Raw genomic sequence first — 13,001 nt, forward strand, 5'->3', positions numbered from 1 at the left:
GCCTAGATTTTTGGCAGCGGCTCCTGGAAGCGTAGCAGTCGCCCGGCATTGCCCAGTACCAACAGCGTGCTCAAGTTATGCAGCAACGCCGCGATCATCGCCCCCGCCGCCCCAAGCCAGCCGAATGCGGCGAAAGCAACGATGGCCAGCGTCCAGCCTAGACCAATGATTACGTTGACTTGCAATGTCCGCCGGCACTGCCGACTCAGGCGCACGCAAGTCCCGAGGCGCCGCAGGTCGCTGCCGATCAACACGATGTCCGCCGACGCGAGAGCGATATCCGCGCCACCCGCGCCCATCGCCACGCCGACCACGCCAGCCTTGAGAGCCAATGAGTCATTGATTCCGTCCCCCACCACCATGGGCCGGAAGCCGTGGTCAATCTCGGCCATGACCCGTTGGAGTTTATCTTCCGGCAAAGCCTGCGCTTGCAACTCCTGAATACCAACCTCTTGGGCCAACGCGTTGGCCACGCTCTGGCGATCACCCGTCAACAGCAATTGGCGTCCGAGGCCAAGCGTGCGCAACTCAGTCATTGCCAGCCGCGCTTCCGGCTTGACGCTGTCGGCCAGCAACAGCCAAGCGAGGAATTGTCCGTCCAGGGCCAAGCCGGCGATCGGGCCGTCATGGTTGGGTACGGTCGTGGTCTGAATGCCCAGCCGGGCAAACAACTCGGGACGGCCGAGCGCAGCTTCGCCCTCTCCAGTCATGGCGACCACACCCAAGCCCTGGCGCTCATGAATGTCCGTGAGCGGCAAATATTGATGTTGCTCCACCAGGCCGGCCAGCGCGCGGCTGACCGGATGGCTACTGGCCGATCCAAGACTGGCGGCCAAGGGCAACCACACCTCTGGATCATCTTGGGCCCCTTCGATCGATTGCAAGCGCAAGGTGCCATAGGTCAGGGTGCCGGTCTTATCGATCACCAGCGAAGTCAGATCCGCCAGCTCTTCGAGGAACGCCGAGCTACGGATCAGGATTCCATGGCGAGCTGCAACCGCGATGCCGGCGATCGCCGTGGCCGGCGCCGACAGCACCAAGGCGCAGGGGCACGCCGCCACCAGAACCGCGAGCATCGCCTGGGCATCGTTGGTGACAAACCAGGTCACCGCCGCCAGCAACAACACCAGCACCAGATAGCTGCCGGCGTAGCGCTCCAGCAAGCGAGTGATTGGCGGTTTGGAACGCTCCGCGTTTTGCATCAGCGCGATGACCTTGCCCAGCGTCGACTCATCGCCGATGCGGGTCACCTCAAGGCGCAGCAGACCGTCGAGGTTGATCGCGCCACCAAAGACTTCGACCCCCACCCCCGCCTCCAAGGGCACCGACTCGCCAGTGATGGGCGCGGTGTCGAGGCTCGCCTGGCCGGACAAGACCCGACCGTCCGCCGGCACTCGGTCACCGGCGCGCACCTCCACCACATCGCCGGGCCGCAACGTGCCGTTATCGACTTCGATGATCGAGCCGTCCGCCTGCACTTTGCGGCCCTGGCTGCGGGTCAGTTGACCGAGGGCGTGAATCGCTTCTTGGGAGCCGATGACGCTGCGCTCTTCCAGCACGTGGCCGAAGATCATGATGATCGGCAACAACGCAGCCGTCAGCAGATCGCCAGTGGCCCAGGCACCGAGCATCGCAAGAGCGATCAACTGATCAGTGATGCCATGCAGGCTCGGATAACGCAGGCTGTACCAGGCGGACCGCATTACCGGAACCGCCACCAATAGCGAGGCTGCGCCCAACAGCAACTGACTGACGCCGCTCTGCTCCGGCGACCAGCCGCGCCAGGCCAGACCCAACGCGAGCAAACCGAGGGCGAGCATCGCCAGGGTCAGTTGCCGAGCGGCTGAACGCTGCTCGGCTGAAGACAACATGGGTGAAGCAGCGGCTTGAGCGGTCATTGTCCGGCTCCCTGAATGATCAGACGGGAATCGTCCTTTGGGTCGACCGTGGTCACTGAGTCGGCCTGACGAAGAATGCCCGGCATGCGTTCACGGTACAGGCGCAGCAGCATTTGCGGATCGCTGCCTTGGGCCTTCGCCAACCCCGACACCGAGGCTGTGTCAGCCGACGCCTTGGCGAGCCGTTCGCTGGCCTGGGCATGAGCGACTTGTATCGCACGATCGGCCTCTTGGCGGGATGCCTGGCTTTGCTTCTCGGCTTCAGTGCGGGCATTGGCGACCGCTTTGTCGGCCTGCTGGCTGGCGGTGAGCACGGCGTTGAATGCGTTGACCGCCGGCCCCGGCAGGCTCGATTGCACATCGACCCGGACCACTTCGATGCCCAGGCCCTGCCCTGTCGCGGCAAGTTCAGCCAGCCGTCGGTTGATGCCTTGTACCAAATCGCCGCGCAAGCGTTCACGACGTTCGGCGGCCTGACTGTCGCTGCCCATCAGTTCAGGGCGAGCCACCAGAATGGTGTCCAGGTCCCGCGCGGCAGCAAGCGCCAAGGCACTGCGGGTCGCCAGGCGGTCGAGTGCCGGCAAGACATGCTCGCCCTGCAGAACGAAGGCATAAGGCTCAGTGATCTTGTAGAACACCCGAACATCCAGTTGCACCACGCCCGAATCGCCGGTCAATAAATAACCGGAACCCGCCAGGGCATCACTGACAGGAGAGGCAAAACTGGCCACACGATCCGCTTGCAACGCCGCATCCGAACGCAGCAGATTCTCTACCCTGCGCTCCAGGACTCGGTCCGCTGCCGGGAGCAAGATGACTTGTTCCACGGGACGCGGCCACGCCAATAAAAGTCCCGCATTCTGGATGCGATCAAGCGCACCGAAATGCAGGATCACCGCACGATCCTGCGGGTCGATTTGCCGAACATTCGAAAAGATCCAGGCCAACGCGGCCAGCACCGTGACGGCATAAAGAGCGAGATAAGCCAAGCGCCCCGCCTGGATCCATGGACTCGACAACTCATTTGTTCCACGTGGAACCAAACTCATGGTCGCTTACCGTCTTTCAATTCCTCGGTGGGAGGACCGTCCACCAAGACTCGGAATGGCGCCGCGTCGGTGCGCAGGATCAGCTTGCTACTCGGGCTGACGATCGTGCCCAAGGTGTCCAGCGAGCGCAGCAGATTGTAGAGCTGCGGAGATCCCGCGTAGGCCTTGCCGTAGATTTCGGCCGCTTCGACTCGTGATTGCGCTTCTATGGCAGCGGCCTTGACGGTCGCGTCGGCCTGCAGGACCCGCGCGTCACGTTCAGCCGCTGAGCGAATCTGCGCCGCTTCGCGCTTACCGATGGCCGTGCGCTCCGTGGCGATGGTCTCGCGCTCGGCGCGCATACGGTCCACCGTCGCGTTGAGCGTCACCGAGGGCAAGGTCAGGCGTTCGATGCCAACCTGCAGCACCCGCACGCCGTAGGTCGTGAGCAATTGCTGTTCGATCTGCCGGCGCAGTTGGGTTTCGAAATCGGCTATGCGGACTTTGTTCGCATCGGTATTGACCAGGTTCGCCAAGTCGAAACTGGCGGCCGTGGTTTCCAGGGCTGAGCCGACAAACGTGCGAATCTGCCGCGCGGCTTCATCCGGCTGATTCTGCACTGCACGCATGAAACGCTGCACATTGTCAGGGTCGCCCTGCACCTGCCATGTCACATAAGCCTGGATGATGATTCGCAGACCGTCCCGCGTACCGACATCCTGCAATCCGCTGGAGGTGGTACGCAGCCGCAAGTCCACCGGGATCGCCGCTTCGAACGGTGCCGGCCAGCGCCAGCCAAGGCCCGGCTGCAGCAATACCCGCGCGGGGTTGCCAAAACGCGTAATCACCGTGGCCTCGCCCGAGCGCACTTGCACCAGGCTCGCCGCCGCGATGGCAAACGCCACGAGCAGCCCCGCCCACCCCATCCGTCTCCAGGGAAATGGCCCGGCGGGCTGCGGATCGCCATGATGATGGTGGTGGTGTCCATGGTGATGGCCGGCATGGGCGTGATCGGTATGGTCGTGATGGCCGTGTGAAGAAGACTGGCTCAATGGGCAGCTCCTGGCTGGACAGGGTTACGTGGCGATACGGGGTCTGTCGGCAATGTGAAGGTTCGCAAATCAATGGTCGGCAGGCTGCCGTTGTCGCCGAGGCGGTGGTCGAGGATCAGCAGGCTCGCCTTGCCCAGCCCTTGGCTCAGTTGCCCGAGGTATTGCTCCAGCACAAAGGCATGGCCCGCTGTTGCGTAGGCTTTGCGTTCCGCCTCAAAGCGCAAGTCCGCAGCCTGCGCGGCAGCGTTGATTTCGCGGGCGGCGGCCTCGGCCTGGTCGTGTGCATTGCTGGCCTGCAGTTGCGCCTGGTTGGTTTGCTCCGCAGCGGCGCCGCGCTCCCGGGCGATGAGCGCCTGGGCACCGATCTGCGCGGCTTGTACGCCGTGGTAGGCATTGGCCGCGCCAGCCGGAGGGTGAATCGCCTCGACCACGGTTGCCAGGATTTCCACGCCGCTATCGAGTGACTGCAAGTCGGCCTGCACTGCCTTGCCGATTTCCTCGGCCAGGCTGACCCGGTCGGCACCCAACAATCCGTCCAATGTCCGCGACGCAAACTCATGAACGAGGATGCGGCTGGCGGTGCTGCGGATCAGCGTTGGCACATCGGTGCTGTTATAAGTCGCGGCCAGCGCCGCCGCATCCGTCAGGCCGATGCGGTAGACGAAACGTACATCCATGTTGACGATCTGGAAGCTCTGTTGATCGGCGCGCTGGCTGGCAATGACCTGAGATTTGTCGTTCACGTGGCTAGCGTCCCACAACCTATTGGCAATGGCCGGAGCCGGTCCTTCCGCTGGCGCGGCCTCGGTAGTGACGCGAGCATCGCCGACGCTGGTTGCCAGTTCATGCACGACGCCGTTCTCGACACTCAATACCCTGCCCCACGGCCAAGGCAACCCGACGTGCAAACCCGGGCCGAAAACCTGCGCCGGTTCGCCGAAACGCTCATAAATGCCGCGCGCTTGCAGCGGCACTTCATGCACGCCCGTCAGCAACCAGCCGACCAGCGACACCACCGCCAATACTGGCCAGAACGCCCGGCGCATGTAGCTGAACGCCCAGATCTGGCGCAGGTCGATGCCAAAGCGATTGTGCAACTCATGCTGCAGGGCCAATAGCGGCTGCGGTGGCCAGCGCAGCAGGTCGGCGAGCACACTTCGCCCCAACAATGTTGGCTCCAACGTATCGCGCCGCGGGCTGAATAACGCCAACGCTGCACGAAGCAACAACTCCACCGCCACCAGCCCCGGCAATATGCCCATCAGCACCGCAAGGCGCGCCGGCCAGATCGACGTTTCCCCGGCGAAGAGCAGGCAAAAGGCACCAAGCACGAGGACGATGATCGCCACTCGTGCCAGTTGCGCCAGCGGCCGTGCTTCTGGCCATTCGATCACGGGTTGTTGCGCCAGGTGACGTTCAAACACCAACAAGCCAAACGCCACTGACAACGACAGCACCGCGCCAACACTGGCCGCGACACCGAGGGAAGCAGCCGGTAAAGCCAGGCTCCAGACTTGCTCCAGACTCAGCAGGATCAGCAGCGCCCAGCCACCAAGCCATAAGACAGGCGCGCCGATTTGCTTCAACAAACCGCTCCACCGGGTGCTGATTCGCTCAAGCAGTCGCTCGTAAGCGCCCAGGTTATCAACAGGCTCGCGGGGTATAGGCGAGATATCCACAGCCGGCTGCAATGTCGTGCGGCGCCACTGCGTCACCCACCACGCCGATTGCAGGCCCGCCACCAGTACCCATAGGCCGGCGGTTTGACCGACCAACAAGGCCGGCCACACCGATTGTGGTGAGAACACGCCGATGAAAAACGCCAGCACCAGTGCGAAACCCGCCAGACCGCCCAACGCAAAAGCAATCCGCCTCAAGCGGCGCGCTTGGAAGGCGGCCTGCTGGAAGCGCGGCCATTCGGCCACCTGTGCGTCTTCAACCTCAAGATCGACTTGCATACCACCCCAGCTCGTGGCGACCAAAATCCGGACTGTGGTCTACGCCACCGCCGTTCCGTTACGTGTCGTTACCTTATAACTATTGCTGTGAAATTTCTGTTTTGAATTCTTCACGATAGGCGTTGAGCCTTGACCGTGATCGTTCGACGCGCTCATATTATGATCATAATTTTTTCAGCCATGCGGGAGATCGGTGATGAGCAATTACGACGTGATCATTCTGGGCGGTGGACCCGGCGGCTATAACGCGGCCATTCGAGCCGGACAACTGGGGTTGAAAGCCGCCTGCGTCGAAGGTCGCGCCACCCTGGGTGGCACCTGCCTGAACGTCGGCTGCATGCCCTCCAAGGCGCTGCTCCACGCGTCCGAACTCTACGACGCGGCCAAGGGCAACGAATTCGCTCATCTGGGCATCAACGTCAGCCCTACCCTCGACCTCGCACAGATGATGAAGCAGAAGGACGAAAGCGTGGCAGGCCTGACCAAGGGCATCGAGTTTCTGTTTCGCAAGAACAAGGTCGACTGGATCAAGGGCTGGGGCCATATCGATGGGCCCGGCAAAGTGACTGTGACCGGCGAAGACGGCAACAAGGTTGAGCTAAGCGCCAAGGACATCATTATCGCCACCGGCTCGGAGCCGACGCCGCTGCCGGGCGTGGATATCGATAACCGCCGCATCCTGGATTCCACCGGCGCGTTGTCCTTGGCCGAGGTGCCCCGGCATTTGGTGGTGATTGGCGCAGGCGTCATCGGCCTCGAGCTGGGTTCGGTCTGGCGACGCCTGGGTGCCCAAGTGACCGTGGTGGAATACCTCGATCGCATTTGCCCGGGGACGGATGGCGAGACCGCCAAGACCCTGCAACGGGCCTTGGCCAAACAGGGCATCGAATTCAAATTGAGCACCAAGGTCACTCGCGCGGAGTCCTCCGAAAACGGCGTGCAATTGCAGTTCGAACCCGCGTCAGGTGGCGAGGCACAGACCCTGGATGCCGACTACGTGCTGGTCGCCATCGGCCGTCGGCCTTATACCCAAGGGCTGGGCCTGGAGAACGTCGGCCTGGCGACGGACAAACGCGGCATGCTCGCCAACCAGCGCCACCGCACCGAAGCCCTCGGCGTTTGGGTCATTGGCGACGTGACTTCCGGACCGATGCTGGCCCATAAGGCCGAGGATGAGGCCATGGCCTGCCTCGAACAGATCGTCGGTAAGGCCGGCGAGGTCAATTACGACCTGATCCCGAACGTCATCTACACCCGTCCGGAACTGGCCAGCGTCGGCAGGACCGAAGAGCAGCTCAAGGCCGAAGGCCGCGCCTACAAGGTTGGAAAATTTCCTTTTACCGCCAACAGCCGGGCGAAGATCAACCATGAGACCGAAGGGTTCGCCAAGGTCCTGGCCGATGAACACACTGACGAAATTCTCGGCGTGCATCTGGTCGGGCCGAGTGTCAGCGAGATGATCGGCGAATACTGCGTGGCCATGGAGTTTGGCGCCTCAGCCGAAGACATCGCGCTGATTTGCCACCCGCACCCCACACGCTCGGAGGCGTTGCGCCAGGCGGCGATGAATGTGGAGGGGATGGCGACGCAGATGTAGCACGCGACGATCTCATGGGAGCTTGCTCCCGCTGGGTCTGTAGGAGCTGCGGAGCGAAGCGAGGCTGCGATCTTTCCCCAGCCACTTGAATCTCAAGCGAAAGATCAAAAGATCGCAGCCTCGCTTCGCTCGGCAGCTCCTACACAGTTCCTACAAAGCCCAGCGGGAGCAAGCTCCCTCGCCAAAGGGCCTGTGTTTTTTCTTCAATAAGCGGCGTTACCCCGCCATCCGCGCCTTGCGCTTGCGACGACTGATCAAGGCCAGCGCAACGGCGACCACCAGCACTGCGCCTCCCACTTCCAACCAGATTTTGAATGGCCGCAACGCCGAGCGAACAGGCGCCAGCGCCTGGGTCACGTAGCGCTTGTTGGCCTGGTCGAACGCCGGTTCCGGGCATTGGTGGCCGAAATCCCACGCCCACTCCACATAAGGCCCCTCCTTCACATAACGCTGGTACAGCGCGCTTTGTTCTTCGAGGCTGGAGTTGTAGCCCACTGCCCTGCACAACACCGCCGCGAACGCCTGGCTGGTATGTGGCAAGTGATCGGCGGCCTGGCTCGCCAGCGCCGTGGCGACGAAACGATAGTGGTAGCGCACGTCCGGTTGGGCGGCGCTGGCCTGTTGCCGTTGCACTTCGCCTTCGGCCACCAGCGGACCGACCTTGAGCTCCACCGGTTCAAAACTGTAGTTGCCTTCCAGGCTGGCGTAATCCGGCGCCATTTCGTAGCCCAGCAGCTGCATGCCGGACCGGCGCGCGATGACGGACGCATTGAAATACGCCTCGGCTCGGCGGGTCGGCAACCATTTGGACTCGGCATCCTCACGCAGTTGTCCGTAGGCGCGGGCCTTGGCCTGCAGCTCGGGATTATCGAAATAAGCCGGGGCTTCATCGTAGCGACCTTCGCGCAGCAAACGACGACCCAAGAGGTTGCGCAGATTCGCCGCCACCGACAACGGTACGTAATTGTCTCGATCTTGCTGGCTCAACGGCGGTGGTGCCGGGACCTGGCCATCGACATATTGCTTGAGTTCATCGACGGTCAGCACCCGCTCGGCGACGGTCGCCGCGTCGTACCAATAATTGTACTGGCCGCGATAGAGCTGATCGAAAGCTTGCAGGTAGTCGCCCCGTTGCAGCGCCAGGATCGCGCTTTCGCCGTCGACCCGGCACTTGGGTTGTACTGTTTCGTAGTCCCAGTCCGGTGTGCGTCGGCCGCCCCACGATTCGTCCTTGGGAAATGCCTGGGCGGCTTTGGCATAAGCCGCCGCCGCGGCAGCCTTGTCACCGTCGCGCAGGGCGAGCTTGGCTCGTACCCACCAGGCCAACCCGGTGTCGGCGGCCTTTTCCACAAAGGCTTTGGCACTGGCGTAGTCACCGTGTTGATAACTCACGGCGGCCAAGCGGTCGGCATCCTCCAGGTTGCCTTGGGCACTGGCTTGCAACAGCTTGACGAGGGTTTTCTCCCCGGACGGCTCTTCACCGTCCCACCAGCCAACGCGACTGAGCAGATAAGCCGTCACCAGGCGCTGGACGGCTTTGGCCTTGAGCAACGTGCGCAGGCGTTCTTCCGGCTCGACGCTCAAGCCACCCGCCAACTGCAGCAACGAGCTGTAGCCCACCGGGGAGCCTTGCAGGTTTTGACTCGCGTACAGCCCGATGGCGCTGTCCCAGTCGTCGGCGGTATAGGCCACCCGGGCTTCCTCGCCAAGGCTGGCGACGCCCAACTCCAGCGGGTCGCTGAAACCGGCAATGCTCAGCTCGCGGACCTGGCGGAACGCCTGCCGCGCCTGATCCAGCAACACGGCGGGTTCGCCACTGCCGGCCTCGGCACTCATGGCAAACAATGCGCGGCCCAAGGAATACGCTGCCCAGGTGCTGCGCAGGCGACGCTCGTCGGCCGGCAACGCCAGCAATTGCTGGAATGCCTCGACGGCGCGCTGATGATCGCCCGCATTGAAGGCCGCCGCGCCAACGGCGTACAAGCGCAGCTCGGCGGGCAGATTCGCCGCTTCGGTGGCGACCTGTTCGACATCCCCCAACGCCCGCAGACGCTCGACCACGGCTTGTTGCGGTGGGGTCAGGCCAAGCTGTTCAGCCTTGGTGCGCTGTTCTATGTAGGAAGAGACGTCGTCGTAGCTGTAATCAGGATTGCTCGTTGCCTCCGTGGTCGGCTTCAACCCTGCAATGGCCTGGCCAAGACGGCTGATCTCGAAACGAAAGCTGCCTTCGGGCAGCTCCGCCAAGGATTGGGCGCGGTTATCCAGCAGGCGCAACGGGAATTCCGGTCCGCAGGCCCACGCGTGACCCAACGGCAAACTGAGGCTCAGGCACAGCAGGCGACGAGGCCACTTACGGGTAGACATTGAATCCTCCTTGGTCAATTTTCGTACAGCGCGCCCAGCCGATCGCCCGCTGGGCACCGGCAGCCAAGCGGCCTTCCTGAATGCGGGTGAAGGTAAGCAGTCCGGGGGTTTGTTGCAACGTATAACCGGCCAGGGCATCGACCCCGTCACACGCGCTCACCGCCAGGGTCAGGCGCTGGGGCCAAGGCAGGTCGAGATTGCCTTGGTTCACCAGGCGGATATCGTAGAGGCCATCACGCTCCTCCAGCTGCACGGCCAGGCGGCTTTCCAGGCTGTCGCCACGGGCCACCGCGCCCAGGGTGGTCAGGCTCCAGACCCGCCGGTCCCCCACCAGCGGCAGGCGAAACCAGATCAACCCGCTCAAATGCCTGGGCGGTTCGGCGCGGAGCTTCATCACAAGCCCGGCCACTTGCTGCGGATCGGCCAGCAACTCCCGACGCTCGCCGCCCCGGTCGATCGGCACTTCGCTCTCCACCACAGGCACGCCGCTTTCCTGAGTCAGCAACGCCACGCCGTAGGCCGGCAGCGCCAAGTAGAACGGTCGCGCCGTGACATCGCCCCAGCGCTCGGCCCAGCGCCTGGCCTGTTCAGCGTCAAACAGGCCTTGGCGCGGATCGCTGACCGCATGCACCTGCAGGACACTGCTGTCCACGATCTTCAACAGTTCGGGCAGTTCAGGGCTGCTGAGCCAGGCCGGCAACGCGGTAATGCTCAGTTGCAAGGTCGCTGGCAAGGTTTGCCGGAGCCGGGCGAGGAAGGTCCGATAGGCTGGCAGCCGTGCGTTGCCGGCGTCGTGGTCGATTTCAATCCCCACCGGCGCCAGGCCCTGGGCTTGCCAATCGCCGAGCAATTGCTGGATCTGTGCGATGACATCGTCCTGGTCGAGGGATTTGAGTTGGCCGTCCAGGCGAATCACCGCAATCAGCGGTCGACCGTCAGCCTTGAGCAGCGCCGCATCGATACGCGCGCGACTCCAGCCGGCACCGGGAAACGCCTGCAACGCCAGCACCCGCAGGCTGGAGAAATCGCCACGGCTCTGCCGCAACGCGCCTTCGTGGGCCGGCGTCCATTGGCGTTGCCAGACATAGAGTTGTTGATCGAGTACGGTCGGCGCGGGCTGATCACAGCCGCTCAGAAGCAACGCGGCGAAAGCCAGCGAGAGCCTGTGGATAAAAGTCATGAAGCGTAGCCACCCCGGGAAAGGCTGGCAGATTAACGCTTCCGTGGTCTTACAGAAACCAGCGGCGAAGGCGATTGCACCCTCGCCGCAACCGGGTCGATGCTCAAGCGTCTTTTTGCAAGCCCACCGCGGTACGTGGCATGCCCACGAACCCTGGCAAGGCCTCGATTCGCGCCAGCCATGCGCGCACGTTGGCGTAGTCTTGCAGCGAAACATTGCCCTCGGGCGCGTGGGCGATATAGGTGTAGCCCGCGATGTCGGCAATGGTCGGCGCGTCGCCTGCCAGGTAGGCGCTGTTGCTCAGTTCCTGATCGATGACTTTGAGCAGATTGTGGGACCGGGCAATCACATCCTCGGCGTTGTTCGAAGCACCGAATACCGTAATCAGGCGCGCCGTGGCCGGACCGGCATGCAAAGGACCGGCAGCAACCGACAACCAACGCTGGACGCGGGCGGCGCCGACCGGATCCGTCGGCAGCCAGCGACCGTGGCCGTATTTGTTTGCCAGGTACACCAGAATGGCGTTGGAGTCCGCCAGCACCACACCGTTATCGTCCAGGACCGGCACCTGGCCGAACGAGTTGATCGCAAGGAACTCCGGTTGTTTGTGCGCACCCTTGGCCAAGTCTACGAAGACAATCTCGGTAGGCAGCTCGAGCAGCGAAAGCATCAACTGGACACGGTGTGCGTGGCCGGAGAGTGGGAAGTGATAGAGCTTGATTGGGTTCATGGGTCGACTCCGCTGAGAAATGACGCCATCGTTATGCGGCGTCGATGGAGTCATCTTCTGCTCATGCCCGGCCCTATAGAATCACCTGTAAACGCAATCCATTATTTCTATCAGCGGAACAATGCCTCAACCTTTCAGGGCCGGATGTTCTCGCAGCGCGCTCACCATGAAATCCACGAAACTGCGAACCCGCGCCGGCGCATTGCGCCCGCCCTGGTACACCACATGGATCGGCAGGGGCGACAGCTCGAAGTCCGCCAGGACGATTTCCAGCTCGCCAGCGGCAATGTTGCTCGCCACTTGGTAAGACAGGACCCGCGTCATCCCCAACCCTTGGCACGCCGCGCCAATGGCAGCCTGGTTGGCCGTGACCACCAGTCGAGGCAAGGGCCGGACCGACAGTGGCTGGCCGGCCTCGACGAAGGTCCAGTTCCTGACCTGGCCAATGGCCGAGGACGACACCACGGGCATCCGCTCCAAGTCCTGCGGGTGCTCAGGTCGGCCATGACGGGCGAAAAATTCGGGAGAGCCACACACCACCCGTCGCACCTCACCGACACGGACGGCGTGCAGGCTGCTATCGGGCAACTCGCCGATGCGCACCGCAACGTCGATGCCCTCTTCCACCATGCTGACCGTGCGATCCAACAGCAAGGCGTTGACGCAAACCTCGGAAAAGCGCCCCAGGTAATCCACCAGCACTGGCGTGACGAACAATTGCCCGAACAGCACCGGCGCGGTAATGGTCAGTTGCCCACGAGGCTGGGCGTGACTCCCCGCTGCCGAGTCCTCGGCTTCCTGCAAATCCCCGAGGATCCGTCGACAGTCATCGAGAAAGCGCTGGCCAGCTTCGCTCAGGTAGACATTGCGCGTGGTCCGCACCAGCAGCGGCGTACCGATGCGTTGTTCCAGCGCCGCCACCGCCCGCGTCACGCTGGCGGCCGACAGGCCCAAGCGTCGCGCGGCCGCTGAAAATCCGGAATCCTGGGCCACGGCGACAAACACCTGCATCTCCTGGAACCTGTCCATCCACCCTCCGATGAGAAATCTTGAAACAAGATTAAACACGCCTGAAAGCCGCGCAGTACCGCCATTGTAGAGGTGTTGGCCAGCGAACCGCAGCCAACCGGAGGGTCATGGGCCAAAAATGGCTGCTGCGCTTGGTACCATCCCTCACAGTTTTGTGACTCTTTA

At 63.0% G+C, this 13,001-nt stretch carries 9 protein-coding genes; 1 reads left to right on the forward strand and 8 read right to left on the reverse strand.

All coding sequences use genetic code 11. From position 1 onward, the window contains the following. Positions 1 to 2 precede the first annotated feature (2 nt). Genes FHK92_RS05135 through FHK92_RS05150 form a run of 4 tightly spaced genes read right to left on the reverse strand, consistent with a single transcriptional unit; the run spans position 3 to position 5,936 of the window. Positions 3 to 1,898, reverse strand: a complete 1,896-nt coding sequence (locus FHK92_RS05135; protein WP_181287129.1) for a cation-translocating P-type ATPase — start codon at positions 1,896 to 1,898, stop codon at positions 3 to 5. Further along, positions 1,895 to 2,947: an SPFH domain-containing protein gene (locus FHK92_RS05140; protein WP_181287130.1), complete on the reverse strand. Its 1,053-nt coding sequence runs from the start codon at positions 2,945 to 2,947 to the stop codon at positions 1,895 to 1,897. The genes FHK92_RS05135 and FHK92_RS05140 overlap by 4 nt, the downstream gene beginning before the upstream one ends. Continuing rightward, positions 2,944 to 3,978, reverse strand: a complete 1,035-nt coding sequence (hflC, locus tag FHK92_RS05145) for a protease modulator HflC (RefSeq protein WP_181287131.1) — start codon at positions 3,976 to 3,978, stop codon at positions 2,944 to 2,946. The genes FHK92_RS05140 and hflC overlap by 4 nt, the downstream gene beginning before the upstream one ends. After that, a complete protein-coding gene (locus tag FHK92_RS05150; RefSeq protein ID WP_181287132.1) occupies positions 3,975 to 5,936 on the reverse strand; it encodes a protease modulator HflK in 1,962 nt (653 codons plus the stop codon). The genes hflC and FHK92_RS05150 overlap by 4 nt, the downstream gene beginning before the upstream one ends. 196 nt (positions 5,937 to 6,132) lie before the next feature. Here FHK92_RS05150 and lpdA point away from each other — a divergent pair, with 196 nt between their 5' ends. Next, on the forward strand, positions 6,133 to 7,533 hold the full coding sequence (gene lpdA / locus FHK92_RS05155; protein WP_181287133.1) for a dihydrolipoyl dehydrogenase: 1,401 nt from the start codon (positions 6,133 to 6,135) through the stop codon (positions 7,531 to 7,533). 216 nt (positions 7,534 to 7,749) lie between these two features. Here lpdA and FHK92_RS05160 read toward each other — a convergent pair whose 3' ends face one another. The 4 genes from FHK92_RS05160 to FHK92_RS05175 all read right to left on the reverse strand — a co-directional run bounded on the left by FHK92_RS05160 (position 7,750) and on the right by FHK92_RS05175 (position 12,836). Next, entirely contained in the window at positions 7,750 to 9,897 is a 2,148-nt protein-coding gene (locus FHK92_RS05160) for a tetratricopeptide repeat protein (RefSeq protein WP_181287134.1), read from the reverse strand. Beyond that, positions 9,884 to 11,077, reverse strand: a complete 1,194-nt coding sequence (locus FHK92_RS05165) for a DUF3142 domain-containing protein (RefSeq protein ID WP_181287135.1) — start codon at positions 11,075 to 11,077, stop codon at positions 9,884 to 9,886. The genes FHK92_RS05160 and FHK92_RS05165 overlap by 14 nt, the downstream gene beginning before the upstream one ends. A gap of 103 nt (positions 11,078 to 11,180) precedes the next feature. Then, positions 11,181 to 11,807, reverse strand: a complete 627-nt coding sequence (locus FHK92_RS05170) for a glutathione S-transferase family protein (protein ID WP_181287136.1) — start codon at positions 11,805 to 11,807, stop codon at positions 11,181 to 11,183. A gap of 126 nt (positions 11,808 to 11,933) precedes the next feature. Next, entirely contained in the window at positions 11,934 to 12,836 is a 903-nt protein-coding gene (locus tag FHK92_RS05175) for a LysR family transcriptional regulator (protein ID WP_181287137.1), read from the reverse strand. Positions 12,837 to 13,001 lie beyond the last annotated feature (165 nt).

Origin of the sequence: Pseudomonas brassicacearum subsp. neoaurantiaca (assembly GCF_013608025.1) — a bacterium.
Taxonomy (GTDB): Bacteria; Pseudomonadota; Gammaproteobacteria; order Pseudomonadales; family Pseudomonadaceae; genus Aquipseudomonas.